Annotated in this window: 21 protein-coding genes; 16 read left to right on the forward strand and 5 right to left on the reverse strand. The window is 57.1% G+C overall.

Going from position 1 to position 22,095, the window contains the following annotated elements:
- Window positions 1–95 precede the first annotated feature (95 nt).
- From HHJ18_RS01975 to HHJ18_RS02045, 15 genes are all read left to right on the forward strand, one after another.
- Window positions 96–1,217, forward strand: a complete 1,122-nt coding sequence (locus HHJ18_RS01975; RefSeq protein ID WP_296911006.1) for a c-type cytochrome — start codon at window positions 96–98, stop codon at window positions 1,215–1,217.
- On the forward strand, window positions 1,217–2,296 hold the full coding sequence (locus HHJ18_RS01980; RefSeq protein ID WP_296911008.1) for a c-type cytochrome: 1,080 nt from the start codon (window positions 1,217–1,219) through the stop codon (window positions 2,294–2,296). Before HHJ18_RS01975 ends, HHJ18_RS01980 begins: the two co-directional genes overlap by 1 nt.
- A gap of 85 nt (window positions 2,297–2,381) precedes the next feature.
- Complete coding sequence (locus HHJ18_RS20920; protein WP_366558792.1) at window positions 2,382–2,801, forward strand: c-type cytochrome; 420 nt, start codon at window positions 2,382–2,384, stop codon at window positions 2,799–2,801.
- Window positions 2,802–3,690: 889 nt separating this feature from the next.
- Window positions 3,691–4,344 (forward strand): Crp/Fnr family transcriptional regulator, encoded by a 654-nt coding sequence (locus tag HHJ18_RS01990; protein ID WP_296911010.1) that lies wholly within the window; start codon window positions 3,691–3,693, stop codon window positions 4,342–4,344.
- 92 nt (window positions 4,345–4,436) lie between these two features.
- Complete coding sequence (gene ccmA, locus HHJ18_RS01995; protein WP_296911012.1) at window positions 4,437–5,072, forward strand: cytochrome c biogenesis heme-transporting ATPase CcmA; 636 nt, start codon at window positions 4,437–4,439, stop codon at window positions 5,070–5,072.
- The gene (ccmB, locus tag HHJ18_RS02000) at window positions 5,066–5,734 is read left to right on the forward strand and encodes a heme exporter protein CcmB (RefSeq protein ID WP_296911015.1); all 669 of its coding nucleotides are present in this window, start codon (window positions 5,066–5,068) and stop codon (window positions 5,732–5,734) included. Before ccmA ends, ccmB begins: the two co-directional genes overlap by 7 nt.
- 267 nt (window positions 5,735–6,001) lie before the next feature.
- Entirely contained in the window at window positions 6,002–6,754 is a 753-nt protein-coding gene (ccmC, locus tag HHJ18_RS02005; RefSeq protein WP_296911017.1) for a heme ABC transporter permease CcmC, read from the forward strand.
- Complete coding sequence (gene ccmD / locus HHJ18_RS02010) at window positions 6,751–6,927, forward strand: heme exporter protein CcmD (protein WP_296911019.1); 177 nt, start codon at window positions 6,751–6,753, stop codon at window positions 6,925–6,927. Before ccmC ends, ccmD begins: the two co-directional genes overlap by 4 nt.
- Window positions 6,924–7,418: a cytochrome c maturation protein CcmE gene (gene ccmE, locus HHJ18_RS02015; protein WP_296911021.1), complete on the forward strand. Its 495-nt coding sequence runs from the start codon at window positions 6,924–6,926 to the stop codon at window positions 7,416–7,418. The genes ccmD and ccmE overlap by 4 nt, the downstream gene beginning before the upstream one ends.
- Window positions 7,415–9,409, forward strand: coding sequence for a heme lyase CcmF/NrfE family subunit (locus HHJ18_RS02020; RefSeq protein WP_296911023.1), 1,995 nt, complete (start codon window positions 7,415–7,417; stop codon window positions 9,407–9,409). Before ccmE ends, HHJ18_RS02020 begins: the two co-directional genes overlap by 4 nt.
- 3 nt (window positions 9,410–9,412) lie before the next feature.
- Window positions 9,413–9,940 (forward strand): DsbE family thiol:disulfide interchange protein, encoded by a 528-nt coding sequence (locus HHJ18_RS02025; protein ID WP_296911025.1) that lies wholly within the window; start codon window positions 9,413–9,415, stop codon window positions 9,938–9,940.
- A 25-nt stretch (window positions 9,941–9,965) separates the two neighbouring features.
- Window positions 9,966–10,412, forward strand: coding sequence for a cytochrome c-type biogenesis protein (locus HHJ18_RS02030; protein WP_296911886.1), 447 nt, complete (start codon window positions 9,966–9,968; stop codon window positions 10,410–10,412).
- Window positions 10,409–11,692 carry a c-type cytochrome biogenesis protein CcmI gene (ccmI, locus tag HHJ18_RS02035; protein ID WP_296911027.1) on the forward strand — a complete coding sequence of 428 codons (1,284 nt, stop codon included), beginning with the start codon at window positions 10,409–10,411 and terminating at the stop codon, window positions 11,690–11,692. Before HHJ18_RS02030 ends, ccmI begins: the two co-directional genes overlap by 4 nt.
- A 174-nt stretch (window positions 11,693–11,866) precedes the next feature.
- A complete protein-coding gene (locus tag HHJ18_RS02040) occupies window positions 11,867–12,970 on the forward strand; it encodes a 6-bladed beta-propeller (RefSeq protein ID WP_296911030.1) in 1,104 nt (367 codons plus the stop codon).
- Between the two features lie 8 nt (window positions 12,971–12,978).
- On the forward strand, window positions 12,979–13,968 hold the full coding sequence (locus HHJ18_RS02045) for a cytochrome c3 family protein (protein ID WP_296911031.1): 990 nt from the start codon (window positions 12,979–12,981) through the stop codon (window positions 13,966–13,968).
- Between the two features lie 379 nt (window positions 13,969–14,347).
- Here the strand turns inward: HHJ18_RS02045 and HHJ18_RS02050 are convergent, their stop codons facing one another.
- The gene (locus tag HHJ18_RS02050) at window positions 14,348–14,779 is read right to left on the reverse strand and encodes an Lrp/AsnC family transcriptional regulator (RefSeq protein WP_296911033.1); all 432 of its coding nucleotides are present in this window, start codon (window positions 14,777–14,779) and stop codon (window positions 14,348–14,350) included.
- Between the two features lie 156 nt (window positions 14,780–14,935).
- On the opposite strand from HHJ18_RS02050, the gene HHJ18_RS02055 reads away from it, so the two are divergent.
- The gene (locus HHJ18_RS02055; RefSeq protein ID WP_296911035.1) at window positions 14,936–16,036 is read left to right on the forward strand and encodes a saccharopine dehydrogenase family protein; all 1,101 of its coding nucleotides are present in this window, start codon (window positions 14,936–14,938) and stop codon (window positions 16,034–16,036) included.
- Between the two features lie 129 nt (window positions 16,037–16,165).
- On the opposite strand, the gene sbcB is transcribed toward HHJ18_RS02055, so the two are convergent.
- From sbcB to icd, 4 genes are all read right to left on the reverse strand, one after another.
- Window positions 16,166–17,620, reverse strand: coding sequence for an exodeoxyribonuclease I (gene sbcB, locus HHJ18_RS02060; protein ID WP_296911037.1), 1,455 nt, complete (start codon window positions 17,618–17,620; stop codon window positions 16,166–16,168).
- A gap of 178 nt (window positions 17,621–17,798) precedes the next feature.
- Entirely contained in the window at window positions 17,799–20,138 is a 2,340-nt protein-coding gene (gene clpA / locus HHJ18_RS02065; RefSeq protein ID WP_296911038.1) for an ATP-dependent Clp protease ATP-binding subunit ClpA, read from the reverse strand.
- Window positions 20,139–20,203: 65 nt separating this feature from the next.
- Complete coding sequence (gene clpS, locus HHJ18_RS02070; protein WP_296911888.1) at window positions 20,204–20,575, reverse strand: ATP-dependent Clp protease adapter ClpS; 372 nt, start codon at window positions 20,573–20,575, stop codon at window positions 20,204–20,206.
- A 172-nt stretch (window positions 20,576–20,747) separates the two neighbouring features.
- Window positions 20,748–22,007, reverse strand: a complete 1,260-nt coding sequence (gene icd / locus HHJ18_RS02075) for an NADP-dependent isocitrate dehydrogenase (RefSeq protein ID WP_296911040.1) — start codon at window positions 22,005–22,007, stop codon at window positions 20,748–20,750.
- Window positions 22,008–22,095: the final 88 nt, after the last annotated feature.

Consider the following 22,095-nt stretch of genomic DNA (forward strand, 5'->3'; position numbering starts at 1 on the left):
TTAGGCATTGTTCTTGCGTGCGCCATCAATCAATATCAAACAGCTGCAGAAGGTCACGTCGTCCAGCCCGTGATCGCCACCTCGCTTTTATAAAAATGACCAAAACTAACACCCTGTTTCTAACCAACTGCTGGCGACTCGTTTTATTACTCATAGTCTGGTTTGCCTCCGGCTCGACGCCAGCCATGGCGGGCGAAAAAAGTGCTCCCTCCTCCTCAAAAGGCGAGATCCGTCCGGCCGTGCTTTACCATGACTACTGCTCTGTTTGTCACGGTGACAAAGGCGACGGCCGCAGCCGAGCCCAGAACAGCCTGGTGCCGCCGCCGCGCGACTTCACGACAACTGACTCAACCTCACAACTGACACGTGCCCGCATGATCGAGTCGATAACCAACGGTCGTGCCGGCACCGCCATGACTGCCTACAAAACGCAGCTCAATCCGAAAGAAATCGAAGCGCTCACTGACTATGTACGCAGTTCTTTCATGCAAGGCTCGGCTGCGCCAGACAACAGCCGTGGTCGCATGGTGTTTTCCAAGAACTGCTCGGTTTGCCACGGCGAGAAAGGTGACGGACGCAGCCGCGCACAAGCTAGCCTAATGCCCCCGCCGCGCGACTTCACATCCCCTGCGTCCAAATCAGACCTGACACAACAACGCATGATCGCCTCAGTGACCTACGGTCGCCCTGACACCGCGATGGCCGGATTCAAAGGCCAGCTAAGTGCGAGTGATATAAATGCTGTCGTCGACTACATTCGCACCGGCTTTATGGCAGCCCCTTACACAGAGGGCATTTCGGGTATCAAGAACGGCCGGCGCGCGGCACCACCGGAGGCGACCGCACCGCCCGACAAGCCCGTCGCTGTCAACATGTCACTGCCGATGCCGAGCGCCTTGAAAGGCGATGCAGTCAAGGGCGCGGCCTTCTACATGAGCAACTGTGCGACCTGCCACGGCACCACCGGCGACGGCCGCGGCCCTCGCGCCTATTTTATCAATCCGAAACCGCGCAACTTCCTGCATCCTGCATCACGCCAGCAATTCAATCGGGTCGCAATATTTGATGCAGTTTCAGCCGGCAAGCAAGGCACCGAAATGCCGGCGTGGCGCCAGGTACTGAACCAGCAAGAGATGGCCGATGTTTCCGAATTTGTGTTCAAGCGCTTCATTCAGCCGGTACCAGGAAACTCTAAACCAGCAAAAACATCGAAGTAATGAGAATCGCGCTTTTTATGGCACTGCTGGTGTCGCTAACAGCCTGTTTCGATTCAACAGCGCCTGCCAACGTTGCACTCAAGACATCAAGCGTTGCCCAGCCGGCGGCGACGCCAAACGATCATGAGCTGGGGCGCAGCATTTATAACTTTCGCTGCTATTTCTGCCACGGTTATTCTGGCGATGCGCAGACATTGGCCAGCAGCTACCTTGAACCTCGCCCGCGCGACTTTAACGCAACATCTGCCGATAAGCTGAGCCGGGATAGCATGCTTGACGCCGTGAAGAACGGACGTTCCGGCACGGCAATGAAAGGTTTTGAAGGCATATTGAAGCCGGCTGAGATCGCTTTAGTTACGGATTTCGTTCGCCGTGAGTTCATGATCGACAAATCACCAAATACCCGTTATCACACGACAGAAAACGGCTGGCCTAATCATGAGCGGTATGCTGCAGCATTTCCATTTGCCACCGGCACAATCATGCTCGACGCTCCGGTCGAATCAATGACACCCGAACAACGCGCGGGCCGCCGATTGTTCATGTCAAGCTGCGTTAGTTGTCACGACCGCGCAAAAGTCAGCGAGCCTGGCGCGCCCTGGGAATCGCGTCCGCTGTCTTATCCGCGAAATGGATTTTCGCCCGGCGACAATTACGCTTCGCCTGGCCGAACCGGGCCCGGCGCGACACCTGGAGTGGACGCCGTCACCAGTGCCACGCCCTACCATTTGCATGACAAAGTGCCGCAACTTGCAGGCTTGTCGGCGCAACAGCGAATGGGCGAATCCCTGTACCAAGAGAATTGTGCGTTCTGCCATGCAGCCGACGGCACCGGTCGCAACTGGATTGGCAGTTTTCTGGAGCCGCATCCACGAGACCTGACTTCGAAAGTAGTCATGTCTGCCATGACGCCTGAGCGTCTGTCGGGCGTGATTCGCGATGGCCTGCCCGAAACGTCCATGCCCGCATGGAAATCCGTCCTCAAGGAGGACGAAATTGAGGCCGTCGTCGCTTACGTTGGCAGAGCCTTTCACCCCTTGTCGCAAAGCCCATCGGTCGCTGCCAGCGGCGCCCGCTGACAACGCCACGTCCTGTTGCTTAACTCAGGTCCACGCGTCGGACCAAGCGCGATCGAAAAGGCAACTGAATTTATAAAGAGAGAACTTGCCACCAGCTGCGGCGCATGCATTAATTGGTGGCACATTTATTGCTGATCATTTCTGCAGCAGTTCAACACTACCTGTTGGCATTATTTGTTCACTTCAAAGAAAGCATATGAAAACCTATCTCCTGAGCAGCATCGTTGTAGCTGGATCATTGTTAGTAGCCACTCAAGCCTATGCCGCCAGCGGCAAGGATGTTTACGAAGCCAGCTGCGTCGCTTGCCACGCCAGCGGCGCTGCCGGTGCCCCCAAGCTTGAGGACAAGGCTGCCTGGGCACCGCGCCTTACAACAGGTGCCGCCGCCCTTCACACATCCGCACTTAAAGGCAAGGGTGCCATGCCGGCCAAAGGTGGCAATGCCGCGCTTTCCGATGCAGATGTCATTTCGGCCGTGGACTTCATGATGAGCAAAGCCAAATAAGCCGTTTTTTTCTTTAACTGACGTTGAAAGGCATGCGTAAAAGCTCGGGCCTTTCAACCTTTCCTACTCTCTTTCTCTTTCGAAATATTTCTCTGCGCTGATATATCGCAGTTTGTGCGCTTTTACCCTGCGCTGTTAAACACTCGCCATCGCACGACACCTGATTCGCCCGCGACAGGATGGACGCCATCTGGGCGAAGAGTTCGCAATCTATGGCGAAGGCCATCCGACCAAAGCGCCTGGTCCGCTTGAAAAATCGGGCTACTCTACAGTGCAACGAAATTCCGCATTCGATTGAGTACCCGCAAGCCAACTAACGCCTGCAGTAATGAAGCCCAACGCTGTCCCACCAGTTTCTGTGATCAGGCGCATCAGCGCAAAATTCTGTTCTCCAGAATCGACGTCATCGCGCTTGCAACGCTGGGTGTGGTGAGAGTGGACAGCAACGCTTCTCGCTATAACGCTACGGGTTCGCGTAGCGCCTAAAAACGGTAGTGCTAAATTCAACGCCATCATGTTTGAGGTGGAAGCTCATGATGGCAGCAAGCCATCAATCACGATGCAGTTTTTGTGATGCCACTAGATACTTTTTGACAAACTTACCCACTCAGGGGTTGGCCGGCATAGCGACCCCTGCGCCCATTGCGACCCATTTCGCCTCATATCCTGAAATTTTGCTTTTAAATGATTATGGATGGACGTTGATTGGCCAAAAATTGATTTGCATCAACAAGCACAATAGCCATGCCGCTACTATGCAAGCTCATTCCATCAATCAAGGGAATCTACGTTTTCGGTGGTTTTTAAGCTCTTGAGTCGCCGGGTAAATGTTTGAAATTATCAAAATGTAATGCCTGAGTTAACGCCGATGAATAACTCCACGCACACCTTGAAAAAAACTCTTGCGGACTCCTGGTTGTTCCGGATGCTCGATGACGAGCAACTTGACCAGATGGTTTCCCACACCTGTGTTTTGCCGGTCAGCCAGAACATGTGCGTGGTCAAGCAAGGCGATGCGCCAGAGGGTACCTATTGGATAGTCTCCGGGCAGGTAAAAATCGTTTTGCAGAGCAAAAAAGGCGGTGAAAAAACACTGGAGATATTAGGACCGAACACGTGTTTCGGATTAGGTGAGATGCTTCTGAATCGGCCGCATCTGGCTTTCGCGAAGACCACGACAGACTCACTGATACTGCACATTGATCGCGATGCGATGCTCCAGGCCGCAAAAATGAATTTTGGCTTCGCCCGTGAACTGATGACCTGTGTTGGACGCCAATTCTATGGGCTGGTGCGCGACATCAAAAGCTATTCTCAAACCGCCAAACAGCGACTGGCCGGCTATTTGCTGCGACAAAGCCTACGCGAGGCCAGCGACGATATCGAATTGGTGGCAAACAAATCATTGATCGCCTCGCGCCTCAGCCTGACACCCGAGACCTTATCCCGCCTGTTTCATGACCTTGCGCAAGAAGGCATGATTTCCATTTCCGGGCGCCAGATCAGGATACTCGACATCGAGAAGATGTCATTGATCGCGTAGCCTCACATGGGCAATAGCCTGACGCACAAAGCGTCCTTCGCTGCTGCGTGTTCGAACCTGCTGTACCATCCGTTTCCCAAGAGAGGACACCCATGACTTTGCAGGCGTTCGAGCTGATTTGCACACGTGGCGACCGGCAACTGTTTAACAATGTAAATTTTGAGATTCATCCAGGTGAAGCGCTGCGCGTGGCTGGCACCAATGGTAGCGGCAAGACCAGCTTGCTACGCATGCTGTGTGGCCTTGCATCGCCTGCTGCCGGAGAAGTCCGGTGGAGCGGCCGCAATATCCGGTCTGTGCGCGAAGAGTTCGCCAGCCAGCTCCTTTATATGGGACACGCCAACGGTGTAAAAGATGACTTGACTGCTTGGGAGAATGTAGTGGTTGCTGCAACCTTGTCCGGCAACAGCGTGACGCGCACCGATGCGTATCAGGCGTTAGACCAACTCGGTTTGGGCAAAGCTGCCGATTTACCCACCAGGGCACTGTCGCAAGGCCAGCGCAAACGCGTGGCGCTAGCGCGGCTCCCGCTTGGCATGGCGACCCCTCTGTGGATTCTCGATGAGCCATTTACCGCCCTAGACCAGAAAGCAGTGACTGAGCTATGCGGCACACTCAACCACCACCTCGCCCACGGCGGCATGGTGATTTACACCACACATCAGGAAATTGAGCTCACCGCGCAGCGCACGCAGCTTCTGGACCTCAATCTGGCCAGCGCATGTTGAAGGCCCTGCGATGCGTGATACAGCGGGACCTGCTGCTAGCCTTCCGGCGCCGCTCGGATGTGTTGACCACCTTATTCTTCTTTGTCATTGTCGCCACCCTGTTTCCCCTGGGCGTAGGACCAGAGCAGGCGCTGTTACGCACGATGGCGCCTGGCATTCTTTGGGTGGCAGCTTTGTTGGCCTCGATGCTGGCGCTGGGCAGGCTGTTTGCACTTGACTATGCGGACGGTACGCTGGAACAAATGGCTTTGTCATCCGAACCGCTGACGGTCATCGTAATCGGCAAGGTGATCGCGCATTGGCTGGTTTCGGGCTTCCCTCTGGTTTTGCTGGCGCCACTGCTCGCAGTGCAGTTCGACCTGCCGCGCGGATCGGTCGGCGTACTATTTTTGAGTTTGTTAATCGGAACGCCGGTGTTGAGCCTTATCGGCTCGATCGGGGCAGCGCTGACACTGGGCGTGCGCGGCGGCGGGGTGCTGGTTTCACTCTTGGTGCTGCCTCTTTATATTCCCGTGCTGATCTTTGGCGCTGGTGCGGTTGGCGCCGAAGCCAGCGGGCTTGGCAGCAGCGCCCATTTGTTGTTGCTGGGCGGTCTATTGGCGGGCGCTGCGGCTTTGGCACCCTGGGCAACCGCTGCGGCGGTACGCATCGCTCTGGAATAACCTATGGCACGAAAATTGCGGAAATTAAAGAACTTTTACCCAGGTTGCGTATCTACGCTTATGACCAACTCTATGGCATTGAATGCCACGAAGAATGGCGTTAATTAGGCATTAAGCTCTTTTTACGGGTTTTTGGGATCGGTAACGCAGAGCTCGTCTCAATTTCGGGAATGCTGATGTACTGCAATGTCGCCTCACCGGGTAACCGCAGAAACTTTTTTTTGGATCATTACTACAGTGTCAATCTCCAACAACGCGCCCTCCAGCTTGCGTCCTTCGAATGGCTTTCACTGGTTCAAGTACGCGTCGCCGCAGACGTTTTTCCCACTTGCAGGAAAACTGATTCCCTGGTTTGTGTCCATCGCGGTGGTTCTGTCCGTAGTTGGACTGTATGTCGGGTTTTTCGTCGCGCCTACCGATCACCAACAGGGCGATGCCTATCGCATCATCTTCCTGCATGTGCCGGCCGCCTGGATGTCGATGTTCATCTACCTCGTGATGGCTTTCTGGGCGGGTATTGGGCTGGCTTTCAACACCAGGATGTCGTCGATGATGGCAAGCGCCCTGGCACCGACAGGTGCCATATTCACCTTTCTCGCGCTGTGGACGGGTGCTCTGTGGGGCAAGCCGACCTGGGGAGCTTGGTGGGTCTGGGACGCACGGCTGACGTCTGAACTGATCCTGTTGTTTTTGTATGTCGGCTTCATGGCTCTGCAGGCATCGATAGATGAGCCTCGGCGTGCCGACAAGGCCGGTGCGGTGCTCGCGCTGGTCGGTGTGGTCAACGTTCCCGTGATCTACTTCTCAGTTCAGTGGTGGAACACTCTGCACCAAGGTTCATCCATCAATCTGCGCAGCGCGCCGTCCATGGCCATGACCATGCTGCTGGGAATGTTGATCATGGCGCTCGCATTTTGGGCGTACACGATTGCGGTATCACTGACTCGCGCGCGCTGCATTCTTCTTGAGCGCGAACGGCACACCGATTGGGTCAAGCACTACATGGAGAGCAACAAATGATTTGGAACAGCTGGAGCGATTTTTTCGCCATGGGCGGATACGCCCTTTACGTATGGGGTTCGTTTGTCGTGGTTTTCGGTTCGATGCTGTGGGAAGTCGCCGCGCTAAAACTGCGCGGCAAGTCCATCCGCAAAGAACTCGCGCGCACAAGTTACATGGGAGGCCGCCCATGAAACCCAGACACAAACGCATGGTTCTGATTTCCGCCGGTCTGGCAACACTGGGCGTAGCGGCCTGGCTGGTCCTGTCAGCGGCGCAAAAAAACCTCGTTTTCTTCTTTACACCGACTCAGATCATGGCGGGTGAGGCGCCGCAAGGCCGCAGTTTTCGTGTGGGTGGCATGGTCGAAAACGGCAGCCTGAAACGGCAGGCCGATGGCATGACAGTCAGCTTCCTGGTGACCGACAACGCACAGACCATTCGCGTTAACTACCGCGGCATGCTGCCCGATTTGTTCAAAGAAGGTAAAGGCGTGGTCGCCCAAGGAAAACTTGGCGACGACAAGCTCTTTGTTGCGGATGAAGTATTGGCCAAGCATGATGAAAATTACATGCCGCCGGATGCCGCCTATGCGCTCAAAAAGGGCAGCGAAGGCAAAGCACCGAATCAAAATAACGGTGCTTCGGTGATCACCGGCGGCGACAAGACAAAGGAAAGCAAATGATTCCGGAACTCGGTAATTTTTCATTGATGCTGGGGCTATTCCTGGCGCTGGTTCAAGGCATTCTTCCTATTGCCGGTTCGTTTCGCGGCAATGCCCGCTGGATGTCAGTGGCTCGACCGGCTGCCGCCGGCCAGTTCGTATTTGTCACGCTGGCTTTCGTCTGCCTGGTCTATGCGTTCGTCAGCAACGATTTTTCAGTGACCTACGTCGCGTCCAATTCGAACTCGATGTTGCCTGTCTATTACCGGATCGCGGGTACATGGGGCGGCCATGAGGGATCTCTGCTGCTGTGGAGCTGGATGCTGGTGGTATGGACCTTTGCCGTTGCCACATTCAGCCGCCAGTTGCCTGACGAAACCGTGGCGCGCGTACTCGGCGTAATGGGTCTGGTGAGCGTCGGCTTTCTGAGCTTCATGCTGTTCACCTCCAACCCATTTGACCGCCTTCTGCCCGCCGCCATTGACGGACGCGACCTGAACCCGCTGTTGCAGGATTTCGGCATGATCATTCATCCACCGTTGCTCTACATGGGTTACGTCGGCTTTTCGGTGGCGTTTTCTTTCGCCTTGGCCGCTCTGATGGGCGGGCAACTTGACGCCGCCTGGGCGCGTTGGTCACGGCCGTGGACGCTGGTAGCGTGGTCGTTCCTGACGCTCGGCATTTTTATGGGCAGCTTCTGGGCCTACTATGAACTGGGCTGGGGCGGCTGGTGGTTTTGGGATGCGGTAGAAAACGCTTCTTTCATGCCGTGGCTGGTGGGCACTGCGTTGGTCCATTCATTGGCAGTTACTGAAAAGCGTGGTTCCTTCAAGAACTGGACGGTGCTGCTTGCCATCATCGCGTTCTCCTTGTCATTGCTTGGCACCTTCCTAGTTCGTTCTGGCGTGTTGACTTCGGTCCATTCCTTTGCCACCGACCCACGCCGCGGTTTGTTCATTCTGGTGTTTCTGGCGATCGTCATTGGCGGCTCCCTGCTGCTGTACGCATGGCGCGCACCCAAGGTCGGTCTGGGCGGAAAGTTCAGCCTGTTTTCCCGCGAATCCATGCTGCTGATGAATAATGTCTTGTTGCTTGTGGCGGCGGGAACCGTCTTGCTGGGAACACTTTATCCGCTGTTCCTAGACGCCCTCAACCTCGGGAAAATTTCAGTCGGCCCTCCGTATTTTGAAACGGTATTCGTGCCTTTGATGATCCCCGTCCTGCTGCTGATGGCCATCGCCCCGTTCGTACGCTGGAAGGAAGCTTCATTGCCTGAAGTGCTGCGTCGTATGCGCTGGATTGCGCTTGTGACACTCTTGCTGGGAGGTGCGGTCGCACTGTTGCTGGCAGCATCGCCCATGGTGATGCTCGGGATTACTTTTGCATTTTGGATATTGCTTGCGACCGCCTTTCAGCTGGTGCAGCGCTTGCGCCATGCAGCCGCAGGGACCTCGCTCTGGAAGCGGGTTTCCAGTCAGCCGCGCAGTTTCTGGGGCATGGTGGTGGCACACGCCGGCATTGCCATCTTTGTGATTGGCGTTACGCTGGTCAAGGGCTTGGAGGCCGCCAATGATCTCACCATGCGAGTGGGTGACACCACCAGCGTCGCCGGCTACACCTTCCGCTTTGCCGATCTGAAGGAAATCAAGGGCCCGAACTACATCTCAGCGCAAGGCACCTTCGAGGTTACACGCGGCCAGACAAAAATCGCGACCCTGATGCCGGAAAAACGGCTATACACCGTGCAGCAAATGCCGCAGACGGAAGCGGGCATTGATCGAGGCTTTACGCGCGACCTGTATGTGTCCATGGGTGAATCCATCGGCAAGGATTTATGGGTCGTGCGGGTTCAGCACAAACCCTTCATTGGTTGGATCTGGGGGGGGTGCCTGATCATTGCATTCGGCGGTTTCCTGGCCGCATCTGATCGTCGCTACCGCGTGGCGTCGCGCAAGCGGCAAGTCGAGGCGCAAGAGGCGCTCGGCACACCACCCCTCAATGTTGCCACTTAAGTCATGAAACGCTTTCTTCTACCTTTTGCCGTCTTCCTCACGTTGGTGTTGTTTCTGGGTATCGGGCTGCGCTTGAACCCGCGCGAAATACCCTCGCCTTTTATTGGCAAGCCCGCTCCGGCCTTCAAGTTGGCACAACTGCACGAACCCGGCAAGACCATTTCGCCGCAGGACATGGTGGGCCAGGTCTGGCTTCTCAATGTGTGGGCATCGTGGTGTGTCGCGTGCCGCCAGGAGCACCCGGTGCTGATGGATTTCGCCAAGCAGGGCGCGGTGCCGCTGCTCGGACTCAACTACAAGGATGGCACTGAAAACGGTGCCATCTGGCTGCGTCAGTTCGGCAATCCTTACTCGATTTCTGGCGTCGATGCCGACGGCAGAGTAGGCATTGACTACGGCGTCTACGGCGTACCAGAAACGTTTGTCATCGATAAAAAAGGCGTGATTCGCATGAAGCATATCGGACCCGTTACACCGGAAGTCATCACGGAAAAACTTCTGCCTTTGATCAAAGAGTTGAACCGTGCGTAAGTTATTTCTTGCCTGCCTGCTGGTATTGACGACAGCAACGGCCGCAACGGCCTATGCGAGAGAAGCGCCTACCCTGGCGGCCGACCCGGTTCTTGAAAAGCGCGTCATGGCGCTCTCCGCAGAATTGCGCTGCCTGGTATGCCAAAACCAGACCATTGCTGACTCCAATGCAGAACTTGCTATCGATCTGAAAAACCAGGTGCGGGAAAAGCTCGGGCAAGGCATGTCCGACCAGGACATCATCGATTACATGGTGGAGCGTTATGGAGATTTCGTGCTGTACCGGCCACCGGTCAGGGGCACGACGTGGTTGCTGTGGTTTGGACCGTTTCTTCTGCTGGTCGTTGGCATCTTTCTTCTCGGCTTGAAGTTAAGCCGCCGTCGCACCCAGGTTGATGCCTTGCCGGAAGCCGAAATGCGCCGCGCAGCCCAGTTGCTGCGCCCTGCCCCCGATATGAAAGATAAGAAATGATTGCTTTTTGGATTGTTGCGGTGTTGTTGATGGCCGGCGCCTTGCTGTTTATCTTGACACCGCTGTTGCGCAAGGATGAAGTCGCGCATCTGCATGCCTTGCGCGATGAAGTCAACCTGATGGTGCTGCGCGATCAACTGCACGAACTCGATGCCGACCGGGCGGCAGGCACCATTGATGCCGCAGCCTATGAAAGCTCCAGGCAGGAACTCGAAAGACGGGTCGCCGAAGATGTACAGCCTGGGACAAAGCTCGCCAAAACCGTACCGCGCAAGAACGCGGTGGGTTTACTGGTTGGTCTGTCGCTGCCTGTCGTCGCCGTTTCCTTGTATTTTTTGTTGGGCAACCCTGGCGGGCTGGATCCGGCACAAACGTCTGCCCCCAAGGAGGCTGCGCATGAAGTGACCGAGGAGCAGATTCAAGCCATGATCACGGGATTGGCCCAGCGGCTCAAGGATTCGCCTGATGACGTCCAGGGCTGGAGCATGCTGGCGCGTTCTTACAACGCGCTGGGCCGCTTCGGCGAAGCCGCTGATGCCTATGCGCGCCTGGTGAAACTCGCCCCTGGCAATGCCGACATGCTGGCCGACTACGCCGACACCCTGGCGATGTCGCTTAACAAGAGCCTGCAAGGCGAGCCCGAAAAACTGATTGCGCGCGCCCTGGAAGTCGATCCAAAGAACATCAAGGCGCTGGCTTTGGCCGGCAGTGCCGCATTTGAGCGGCGTGACTACCCGGTGGCAATCACGCAGTGGAAGAAAATTCTGGCGATAGTGCCGGCTGATTCGGATATTGCACGCTCGACCGGCGACAGCATTGGCGAGGCGCAAACGCTGGCGGCAGGCAAACCGGCGACCGCACCGGCGCCGTTAGCGGTGGCACCTGCACCTACCAATCCCCCCACGGCAACGGCACCCTCAGCGCCAGCCGCAGCGGCGGCCGAAGTGGCTGGAACCGTTGAACTTGATGCGGCGCTGCGAGCCCAGGTAGCCGACACCGACACCGTGTTCATTTTTGCGCGCGCAGCGCAAGGGCCACGTTTTCCGCTGGCTGTGCTGCGCAAGCAGGTGAAGGATTTGCCAACAGCCTTTGTCCTCGATGACAGCATGAGCATGGTTCCCGATGCCAAGCTGTCGAGTTTTCCTATGGTGGTGGTGGGCGCCCGCGTCTCAAAATCGGGAAGCGCAACACCAACAGCAGGCGACCTTGAAGGTTTGACCGAACCAGTTCGCCCAGGCGCCAAAAACCTGAAAATCCGGATTGACGCGCAACGCAAATAATCCGGAATGCCAAGCCCGCTTGCTAGTCAAGCGGTGTTGGGCGGCTTCAGCCTCATTAGCCAAGTCAAACCACAGCGCCCCGGCTGGCGCTTGACGAAGGCGCGCACCCCAGCTGACGAGCTACATCCACGGCGATGCCTCTGCGCGACATTGCTTTTGATAAGGTAAATATTCATGGCAACTGCCTTGCTTCGAATGGCCCGCTTTGCTGGCGTGACTTGCGCCGTGGTGCTTGCGGCCTGTTCCGTAACGCCCGATAAATCGGCCAAAGTTTTCAAGGGCCCCCTGGTCTGGCCCCAGCCGCCTGACCGGCCGCGTTTTGCCTACCAGACGGTGTTGCGTGCGCCGTCCGATATTGCGGTTGTAGAACTGCCCAAAGAAAAATTATTGCGGGAGCTGACGGGCGCCCCAGCCACCTCCACCAGCCCGGTTTTCAAAAAGCCGGCGGCCACGGTGGCACGCCAAGGCCGCATTTATGTGACCGACACCAGCACCGCATCGATTGTGGTGTTCGACGTGCCCAGGCGCAAAGTGTTCCGCTTTGGTCAGCGCCTGCCCGCTGTACTGGCAAAACCGTCTGGTTTGGCGCTGGATGCGGAAATGAATGTGTATGTCGCCGACTCCAAGCGGCGCGAGGTGCTGGTATTTGACAGCCTGGGCCTGTTCAAGCGCGCCATAGGCGGCCCCGATGACCTGGAAAGGCCGACCGGCGTGGCAGTCAGTCGCGACGGGGAGCGTATTTACGCGGTTGATCGCTCTGACAACGAAAGCAATCAGCACAAGGTCGTCATTTATGACAAGGATGGAAAAAAAATCAAGGTGATCGGCACCCGGGGTGATGGCGATGGCCAGTTCAACGTGCCGTTGCAGGCCGCAGTCGCGCCCGATGGCACGCTGTACGTGCTTGATTCGGGTAATTTTCGCATTCAGGCCTTTAACAGGGATGGCAGCTTTCTGCGTGCTTTCGGCAAAGCCGGCGTCAATATTGGCAACTTCGCCCGTCCGCGCGGCATAGCGGTGGACGACGAAGGCAAGATTTATGTAACCGACGCGAGCTACAACAACTTTCAGATTTTTCAGCCGGATGGTCAGCTATTGCTGGCCGTTGGCGAGACCGGCGCTGAGAGCAATCCAGGGCGATTTGGCCTGCTGAACGGCATTGCCGTGGACGAGATTGGAAATGTTTACGTGGCCGATCAACTGTTCAACAAAGTCGAAGTTTTCCGACCTTTGGGCGAGCAAGAAGGCCAGAAGATGTTGCAGTCTGCGCAAAAATAGCTTTAGGTATGTTTTTTGCTCAACACGTTGTTCGTTTTCATAAAAAATCTTTAGGGATAACCATGGTAAATAACAGGTTAAAAAGGGGAGCGCAGATGAATAGTCAGAAAATTGTCGTCGCAATGGGTTTGCTGCTGTTTGGATCGGGCTTGGCTCAAGCGCAAACCCCAAGCACTGCAGGCACCAAATTCACCAATCAGGGCAGCATTGCCAATACCCGCCATAACCTGACGCAGCGCGCGCCTGCTGCCGGACCCAACGGCACATTTATGGATCTTGTGCGCAACGATTATGGTGAGGTTTGCGTTTATTGCCATACCCCGCACGGTGCGGATACCAACGTCAAGTTGCCTTTATGGAACCGAACAACGCAGGCAACAACGTACAAAACCTACAACGAATTAAAAACCTCGTCGCTTACGCAAACGGTCTCCCAACCGGGCGTCAATTCCTTATCCTGCCTTTCCTGCCACGACGGGCAGACGGCGGTGGACTCCATCATCAACATGCCTGGATCCGGCCGTTATAACGCAAATCAAGCAACAGCTACTTTTGCGGCTAGCCAAACGTTCCTTAATTCATGGCCAGGGACTGGCCCAAAGACAGGGGCGGATCATCAAGCCCTGAACTCTGCGGGATGTCTATCTTGCCATGGTGGAGTCGCCATTCCAGGCGCACCTGATTTCAGGATTGCCGCCATCGGCACCGACCTGACCAATGACCACCCGGTGGGCATCACCTTTCCCACCACCAATGGCCCCGGCACCGACTTTAAAACGCCCACGGGTACCAAGGGAAACGCCACCTTCTTTGACTCCAATAGCAACGGCAACATGGACACTGGCGATGTGCGGCTGTATGACGCAAAAGTCGAATGCGCGTCTTGCCACGACCCACACGGCGTGCCGTCAGGTGCTGCGGGAAGCACCTTCAATCTGACCTTCATGCGCGTAGCCAATACGAACAGTGCGGTCTGCCTGACCTGCCACGCCAAGTAAGGTTTTTCGGGTAAATCAAAGAGCGTGTTGCGCCCAGCCCATGGCTGCAGCGCGAACGTTCGGTTTACAGGTCGTACCCTCTTGCTTGGGGCGCCCCAGCGACTGTGATACTGCGTCGACAAGTCCCGGCAAGCCGTTGTGCAGACAAGCTGGGACCGAGGAAGTCGAGCCAACCATCCGTCGACCAGCACCCCGTCATTCCCACTCTTGAGAGAGTGCTATTCCCATAGTCAAGATTTTCATCCCAACTGCGACCGCCGTTTTGCTATTTATTGCATAGCAGCTTGCGCCCGCCCTGCTTGGGCTGTAGGCCTTATTTGATCTGAACCCGGGTCTAAAGCCGGTTCGCCAGGCGTCCCGTCCGGTAACCGCCGACTTTTTAGCGGCTAAAACGCGTCGACAGTACCACCGACGTATGCGTGCGCTCCACCCCGTCGAGCAGGCCAATGCTATCGATCAACGCATCAAGCCGCTCAATCGAGCCTGCCTGCACGATGGCGATCATGTCAAAGGTCCCGCTAATTGATAGCAGTGAGCCAACTTCGGGGATCTTGCGCAGCGCCGCTTCGACTGGGCCGGACAGCTTGGGGCCGACGGTAAGCATTACATGGGCGCGGACCAGCGACTGCTCGTAGACATCGCCGGTGCGCGCACCGTAACCGGTAATGACCTTGTCGCGCTCCAGCCGGGCCATGCGCGCCTGCACCGCCGTGCGCGATAGCCCCACCTTGCGCGCCAGCAAGGCCACCGGGCAGCGCGCGTTTTCACGCAGCTCGTTAAGCAGGGTTCGGTCAATAAGGTCAAGATTCATGCGGCAAGGTCAAAATTAGATGAACTGTTGGGTTACGAACTTCTATCTGTCTAAATTATGACTACTATTTGTATGAATTGACACTACCAACCGTCAGCACTCCCGCCCACAATAAGCCAGCTACCGCCACGTCGGCAGGGCAAGCAAGGAGTTCATATGAAAAAAATTATGGTGATAGGCGCCGGCAAGATCGGCTCGACCATAGCCGCCCTGCTGGACTCTGCCGGAGATTACGCAGTGACACTGGCCGACGCCTCCCAAGCCACACTGGCCAGCGTAAAAGCCGGCCCCAGGGTGAAGTTGCAAACACTGGACGTCACAGACCCGCTCGCCCTGCGCGCCGCCTTGGCGGGGCATTTCGCCGTGCTCAGCGCCGCGCCGTTTCACCTCACCGCCTCCATTGCCGAGGCTGCCGTGGCCACCCAGGTGCATTACCTGGACCTGACCGAAGACGTCGCCAGCACGCGACGCGTCAGGGAACTGGCCGGCAACGCGCAATCGGCATTGATTCCGCAATGCGGCCTGGCGCCCGGCTTCATCTCCATCGTGGCGGCCGACCTGTGCCGACGTTTTGACAGCCTGCACAGCGTGCGCATGCGCGTCGGCGCCCTGCCGCAATTCCCGTCCAACGCGCTCAACTACAACCTGACCTGGAGCACCGACGGCGTCATCAACGAATATTGCGAGCCCTGCGAGGCGATTGTTGAAGGCGTGCTGCGCCAGGTGCCGCCGCTGGCCGAGCATGAAGAATTTTCTCTCGACGGCGTGACCTACGAGGCCTTCAATACCTCGGGTGGCCTGGGCACGCTGTGCGAGACGCTGCTCGGCAAGGTCACCAACCTCAACTACAAAACCATTCGCTACCCCGGCCACGCGGCCATCATGAAGGCGCTCATCAACGACCTGCGCCTGCGCGACCGCCGCGATGTGCTCAAGGACATTTTGGAAAACGCTTTGCCAACGACGCTGCAGGACGTGGTCATCGTCTTTGTCACCGTCAGCGGCCTGCGCGAAGGCCGGTTGATGCAGGAGACCTATGCGCACAAGGTCTACAGCCATGTGGTCGGCGGCGCGCTGCGCAGCGCCATCCAGATCACCACAGCGGCCGGCATTTGTACCGTGCTGGATCTGCTAGCCAGCGAACGGCTGCCAGCGCGGGGCTTCATCCGGCAGGAAGAGATTGCGCTGGCAGATTTTCTGGCGAATCGCTTTGGCATGGCCTATGCCGAGCGCCCAGCCGAACGCGCTGCGGCCTGAGACATCTTGGAAAGCCGGAACCATTGAAAACACGGTTATTAAGGATGTTTTATGCCTCTAGCCCATACAGGACGGGCGCGAGCAGCTATCAATTAAATAGCAATCTCGTTTCAGATCACCTTGCCGCGCTCACGCCTCGGGAGCAATTGACTCGACGTAGTCGTAGAGCGCGCCCAAAATGGCTTCGCCGCGTTCGTCAGCGCTCTCCGACAGGGTGTCGATTTCGGCAAACAGCGCATCGACATTGCGCGCGCCGCCCGCGCCTTCCAGCAACCTGGCAGCGCGATGGGCTTCCCAGCGCTGGGTTTCTTCCGGGTTCAAGGTTTCGGCGAAGTTGCGCGCGCGGTAGCGAAACAGCAGCTCTTCGAGCCGCTCGTCGTCGAAACCGCTGCGGCTGTGCGCCAGCTCGGCGGGCGACAGTGCGCGCAGCTGATTCAGCCGCCGGCGGTCGGCATTGCCGATGAAGCCGCCGTAGAGGTCTTCGTCCACATCGGGTGCGGCATCCTTGGGGCGCTGGAAAACTGCGGGCCAGATCTCGCTCATGTCGGGCAAGGCGGCGGCTTTTTCAGCGTGGCGCAGTGCCGTGTCCATGTCGATGCCCCAACGCGCTGCCATCTCGGGCGTGAGGGTTTGCAGCTTGCGCACCACCATCGGTGACTTGTTGAGATGAACCGATTTAAGCGGCAGGCGCAGCACGCCTTCAGGCAAATCAGCCGACTTGGTGAACAAGCGCAGGCGCAGCGTGGCCACGTCCAGCAGCGGCAACTCGCTCGGGTCGTGCGCCAGGTCCCAGGCCAGCACTTCGTTTTTGTTGCTCGGGTGCGTGGCCAGAGGCCACATCACGGCCAGACAGCCGCGCTCGGCCGGAAACATGCCCGACACATGCAAAAACGGTCTGGCGCTCTGGCTGCTGGCAGGCAGGCCAAGCTCGGATGCCACGCGGTCTTTCTTGTGCAAACTGAGACAAAAGTCGAACAGCTTGGGCTGCGCCGTGCGAATCAAGCGCGCCAGTGCTATGGTGGCGCGCACGTCTGACAGGGCATCGTGCGCCGCCTCGTGCAGCAGACCATTGGCGCGCGCCAGGTCTTCCAGCTTGAAGCTGGGCTTGCCGATGTAGGGGCCGTCCTGCTTGATCGGCCAGACGATGCCCTCAGGGCGCAGCGCATAGGCCATGCGCACCACATCCAGCAGATCCCAGCGGCCGCAGTCGTTTTGCCATTCACGCGCGTACGGGTCCATCAGGTTGCGCCAGAGCATGTGGCGCGTCACTTCATCGTCAAAACGGATGGTGTTGTAGCCCACGCCTATGGTGCCGGGCTGCGCCAGCAGCTGTTCGATCTGCGCGGCAAACGCATGTTCGGCAACGCCGTGTTGCAGGCAATGCTGCGGCGTGATGCCGGTGATCAGGCAGGACGCGGGATCAGGCAGGTAGTCGTTGGCGGGCTGGCAGTAAAGCATCAACGGCTCGCCCACCTCGTTCAGCTCGGCATCGGTACGAATTCCGGCGAACTGTGAGGGCCGGTCGCGACGGGTGTTGATGCCGAAAGTTTCGTAGTCGTGCCAGAAAAAGGTGTGCGGAGCCATAACGAGGTATTTCAGTAATTTATGGGTAAAAAGAGGCTCTAGCCCAGGTAGTACGGGCGCAGGCAGCTATCATTTTTATAGCGAAATTAAAAAAGGCCGATAGCGTGATGCTACCGGCCTTTTTGGCTGCTTTGCCGCTGCGCTGGGCAAACGGGGCGCGCCAGCGCGCTAGGGCTTGCTAGGAGTTGGTTTCAGCCGCCTCCGGCTCGGGTTTGGCGCGGCCTTCCCGCTTGATCAGCGGCTGGATGTCCAGCTCCACCTCGCCGGTCTCCACGCCTTTTTCATCCGTTGTCACCTTCATGTCGACGGTCAGACGACCCCCTTCAATCAGGCGTCCAAACAGCAACTCGTCAGCCAGCGCACGACGAATCGTGTCCTGGATCAGGCGCTGCATGGGGCGCGCGCCCATCAGCGGGTCAAAACCCTTCTTGGCCAGATATTTGCGCAGCACATCGGTGAAGGTGACCTCAACCTTCTTCTCTGCCAGCTGCGTCTCAAGCTGCAGCAGAAACTTGTCGACCACGCGCAAGATCACGATTTCGTCCAGCGCCTTGAAGCTCACTGTTGCATCGAGGCGGTTGCGGAACTCCGGCGTGAACAGGCGCTTGATGTCGGCCATCTCGTCGCCCGCCTCGCGCGGGTTGGTGAAGCCTATGGTCGCCTTGTTCATGGTCTCGGCGCCCGCATTGGTCGTCATGACAATGATCACGTTGCGGAAATCGGCCTTGCGCCCGTTGTTGTCGGTCAGCGTGCCATGGTCCATGACTTGCAGCAACACATTGAAAATGTCCGGATGGGCCTTCTCGATTTCGTCAAGCAGTAGCACGCAATGCGGCTTTTTGGTGACGGCCTCAGTCAGCAAACCACCTTGGTCAAAACCAACATAGCCCGGCGGCGCGCCAATCAGGCGGCTGACGGCATGGCGCTCCATGTATTCCGACATGTCAAAGCGGATCAGCTCGATGCCCATGATGTAGGCCAGCTGCTTGGCCGCCTCGGTCTTGCCAACACCCGTGGGGCCTGAGAACAGGAAGCAGCCAATTGGCTTGTCGTCCCGGCCCAAGCCCGAGCGCGCCATCTTGACGGCGGACGCCAGCACGTCGAGTGCCTTGTCCTGACCGAACACCACGCTTTTCAAGTCGCGTTCCAGCGTCTTGAGCTTGCCGCGGTCATCGTTGGACACATTGGCGGGCGGAATGCGGGCGATCTTGGCCACGATCTCTTCCACCTCAGTCTTGGTGATGGTTTTCTTGCGTTTGTTGGCCGGCAAAATGCGCTGAGCGGCTCCCGCCTCGTCGATCACGTCAATCGCCTTGTCGGGCAGATGGCGGTCGTTGATGTATTTGGCGCTCAGCTCGGCTGCTGCCTGCAGTGCAGCCAGGGCGTACTTGACGCTGTGGTGCTCTTCAAAGCGCGACTTCAACCCTTTCAGAATTTCGACAGTTTCCTGCACCGTAGGCTCCACCACATCGACCTTTTGGAAGCGCCGCGACAGCGCCGCGTCTTTTTCGAAGATGCCGCGGTATTCGGTGAAGGTGGTGGCGCCAATGCACTTGAGCTGCCCCGTGCTAAGTGCCGGCTTGAGCAGATTGGACGCGTCCAACGTGCCGCCGGACGCCGCACCGGCACCGATCAGGGTGTGAATTTCATCGATGAACAAAATGCCGTCGGGCTTGTCCTTCAAGGCTTTCAGCACGCCTTTGAGTCGCTGCTCAAAGTCTCCGCGGTACTTGGTGCCAGCGAGCAAGGCGCCCATGTCGAGCGAAAACACCTGCGCATCGGCCAGAATTTCGGGCACGTCTTTTTGCGTGATGCGCCAGGCCAGGCCCTCGGCGATCGCCGTTTTACCCACGCCAGCTTCACCAACCAGCAGCGGGTTGTTTTTGCGGCGGCGGCAGAGAATTTGAATGACGCGCTCGACTTCATAGTGGCGGCCAATCAGCGGGTCAATCTTTCCGTCTTTAGCGAGTTGGTTAAGGTTAACCGTGTATTGCTCGAGCGGCGAGGCTTTCTCATTTTTCTCGCCCCCCTCTTCGTTCTCGGGGGCGGACTCGCCCGACTTGGTCGGCTCGGGGGGGTCGCTTTTCTTGATGCCGTGGGCAATGAAATTGACCACGTCCAGACGCGTCACGCCCTGCTGGTGCAGGTAATACACCGCGTGGGAGTCCTTTTCGCCAAAAATGGCGACCAGCACGTTGGCGCCCGTCACTTCCTTTTTACCGTTACCGGTGGACTGTACATGCATGATGGCGCGCTGAATCACGCGCTGAAAACCCAGCGTGGGTTGAGTATCCACGTCGTCGGCCCCGGCCACTTGGGGCGTGTTGTCCTTGATGAAATTGGCAAGCGATTTGCGCAAATCATCGACATTGGCGGAACAAGCGCGCAACACTTCAGCGGCACTGGGATTGTCGAGTAAGGCGAGCAGCAAGTGTTCCACGGTGATGAACTCGTGACGTTGCTGGCGCGCCTCGACAAAGGCCATGTGCAAGCTGACTTCTAATTCTTGGGCAATCATTGCTCTTCCTTTCGGCTTGCTGATGTTCTACTGTACTGACTTCAAGACAATATTGGCAGCATTTCTCATATTTCAATGGGCTCACTGACACATTGCAAAGGGTGGCCGTTTTTTCGGGCGGCTTCGGTTACCTGATCGACTTTGGTCGCTGCCACGTCCTTGGAAAATACGCCACAAATGCCTTTGCCGTCCAAGTGAATTTTGAGCATGATCTGCGTGGCGGTTTCCCGGTCTTTGTTGAAAAACTCCTGAATAACCACGACGACAAACTCCATTGGCGTGTAATCATCGTTAAGCAAAACCACTTGGAACATCTGCGGCGGCTTGGTTTTTTGCGGTCTGCGCTCCAGTACGACCGAATCCCCGCCATTGCCGTCGTCGGGCTTGACGGCAGGCGCCGGAGGGAGCGCTGGAGGCTTGGGAGATTTGGTTGCCATGGAATTCATTCTAGCCACCCTGCCGATCAATGGCCAGACAGCGGGAATTGGTGGCAGGAAGGCGACATTCAAGTGTGACTTTTTTCATATTTCGGGGCCCATAATCCGCAGCCATGAAAAAACCGCCTCGGGATCGCTCCCGGGCGGTTTTGCAGGGCCGATAAAGGCGGTTTTACATGTGCTCGATCATGACCTGACCAAACCCGGAGCAGCTGACCTGGGTAGCACCTTCCATGAGTCGAGCAAAGTCGTAGGTGACTTTTTTGGAATCAATGGATTTTTCCATTGAACTGATGATGAGGTCGGCAGCCTCAACCCAGCCCATGTGCCGCAGCATCATTTCCGCAGAAAGGATCAGGGAACCTGGGTTCACGTAATCTTTACCCGCGTATTTGGGAGCTGTGCCGTGCGTTGCCTCAAACATGGCGATGGTGTCGCTCAAGTTGGCACCGGGGGCAATGCCAATACCGCCGACCTGTGCGGCGAGCGCGTCGGAAATATAGTCACCATTCAGATTCAGCGTGGCAATCACGCTGTATTCGGCCGGGCGCAACAAAATCTGCTGAAGGAAGGCATCCGCGATGACATCCTTGATGATGATGTCTTTGCCGGTTTTCGGGTTTTTGAGCTTGCACCACGGGCCACCGTCGATCATTTCAGCGCCAAATTCGTTCTGCGCCAGAGCGTACGCCCAATCACGGAATCCACCCTCAGTGAACTTCATGATGTTGCCCTTGTGCACGATGGTCACACTGGACTTGTCATTGTCAATGGCGTACTGAATAGCCTTGCGCACCAGGCGCTCGGTGCCTTCGCTGGACACTGGCTTGATGCCGATGCCGGAAGTGTTGGGAAAACGGATTTTCTTCACGCCCAGCTCGTCCTGCAGAAACTTGATGAGCTTTTTGGCCTTGTCGCTGCCGGATTCGAATTCGATCCCGGCGTAGATGTCTTCAGAGTTTTCGCGGAAGATCACCATATGGGTCTTCTGCGGCTCTTTCACGGGCGAAGGAACGCCAGCAAAATACTGGATGGGGCGCAGGCAGACGTAGAGGTCGAGTTCCTGGCGCAAGGCCACATTCAAGCTGCGGATACCGCCGCCCACGGGGGTCGTCAGGGGGCCTTTGATAGACACTACAAAGTCGCGCACGGCATGCAAGGTTTCTTCGGGCAGCCAAACGTCCGGGCCATACACCTTGGTGGATTTTTCACCGGCAAACACTTCCATCCAGTGGATCTTTTTCTTGCCACCGTAGGCCTTGGCAACCGCAGCATCCACCACTTTTAGCATGACCGGCGTAATATCTACACCGGTGCCGTCACCTTCAATGAATGGCAGGATAGGCTCGTCCGGCACATTCAGTGAATTGTCAGCATTGACTGTGATTTTCTGGCCCTGGGCGGGCACCTTGATGTGCTTGTACATGTACAAAAGTCTCCGGTAGGCGCTGATGGCGTTGATAAAACACCACTTTGAGCAGTTTAGGTAAAAACCCCTAAATTCTAGCCCCAAAAAATTC

It is taken from the genome of Polaromonas sp., from assembly GCF_012927455.1.
Lineage (GTDB): Bacteria > Pseudomonadota > Gammaproteobacteria > Burkholderiales > Burkholderiaceae_C > Polaromonas.

Coding starts and splice junctions, on each gene's coding strand:
- HHJ18_RS01975 (WP_296911006.1), top strand. CDS start 96: ATGACCAAAACTAACACCCTGTTTCTAACCAACTGCTGGCGACTCGTT.
- HHJ18_RS01980 (WP_296911008.1), top strand. CDS start 1,217: ATGAGAATCGCGCTTTTTATGGCACTGCTGGTGTCGCTAACAGCCTGT.
- ccmA (WP_296911012.1), top strand. CDS start 4,437: ATGACTTTGCAGGCGTTCGAGCTGATTTGCACACGTGGCGACCGGCAA.
- ccmB (WP_296911015.1), top strand. CDS start 5,066: ATGTTGAAGGCCCTGCGATGCGTGATACAGCGGGACCTGCTGCTAGCC.
- ccmD (WP_296911019.1), top strand. CDS start 6,751: ATGATTTGGAACAGCTGGAGCGATTTTTTCGCCATGGGCGGATACGCC.
- ccmE (WP_296911021.1), top strand. CDS start 6,924: ATGAAACCCAGACACAAACGCATGGTTCTGATTTCCGCCGGTCTGGCA.
- HHJ18_RS02020 (WP_296911023.1), top strand. CDS start 7,415: ATGATTCCGGAACTCGGTAATTTTTCATTGATGCTGGGGCTATTCCTG.
- HHJ18_RS02025 (WP_296911025.1), top strand. CDS start 9,413: ATGAAACGCTTTCTTCTACCTTTTGCCGTCTTCCTCACGTTGGTGTTG.
- ccmI (WP_296911027.1), top strand. CDS start 10,409: ATGATTGCTTTTTGGATTGTTGCGGTGTTGTTGATGGCCGGCGCCTTG.
- HHJ18_RS02040 (WP_296911030.1), top strand. CDS start 11,867: ATGGCAACTGCCTTGCTTCGAATGGCCCGCTTTGCTGGCGTGACTTGC.
- HHJ18_RS02045 (WP_296911031.1), top strand. CDS start 12,979: ATGTTTTTTGCTCAACACGTTGTTCGTTTTCATAAAAAATCTTTAGGG.
- HHJ18_RS02050 (WP_296911033.1), bottom strand. CDS start 14,779: ATGAATCTTGACCTTATTGACCGAACCCTGCTTAACGAGCTGCGTGAA.
- HHJ18_RS02055 (WP_296911035.1), top strand. CDS start 14,936: ATGAAAAAAATTATGGTGATAGGCGCCGGCAAGATCGGCTCGACCATA.
- sbcB (WP_296911037.1), bottom strand. CDS start 17,620: ATGGCTCCGCACACCTTTTTCTGGCACGACTACGAAACTTTCGGCATC.
- clpA (WP_296911038.1), bottom strand. CDS start 20,138: ATGATTGCCCAAGAATTAGAAGTCAGCTTGCACATGGCCTTTGTCGAG.
- clpS (WP_296911888.1), bottom strand. CDS start 20,575: ATGGCAACCAAATCTCCCAAGCCTCCAGCGCTCCCTCCGGCGCCTGCC.